1 protein-coding gene is annotated in these 291 nt (G+C 44.0%); it reads left to right on the top strand.

The genetic code is table 11. The annotated features are described in order from the left end of the window. The coding region (locus GFJ99_RS13995) for a hypothetical protein (RefSeq protein WP_162524038.1) at positions 1–291 on the top strand (291 nt) is incomplete at both ends.

The raw sequence follows: 291 nt of genomic DNA, 5'->3' as shown, positions 1-291 counted from the left end.
CAACAGTAGGAGTTGCAGGAGTAATTTCAGGCATGACAGTTGGAACAAGTTATACCGTAACAGCAACCAATGGAGGATGTGCTTCATTAGCATCAGCAAGTTTTAGTAATGCAGCGCAATTACCAACGCCAGTAACACCAACTATCACATCAGTTGCCGCTAGTTGTTCTGCTGCAGGAAGCTCAACAATATCAAACTACAGCGCATCGAACACGTATGCATTTACACCAGCAGGTCCAACAGTAGGAGTTGCAGGAGTAATTTCAGGCATGACAGTTGGAACAAGTTATA

Source organism: Flavobacterium sp. LMO6 (assembly GCF_009495795.1).
Lineage (GTDB): Bacteria > Bacteroidota > Bacteroidia > Flavobacteriales > Flavobacteriaceae > Flavobacterium.
The sequence above is the reverse complement of the archived record's forward strand: the minus strand, read 5'-3'. Positions and strand labels throughout refer to the sequence as shown.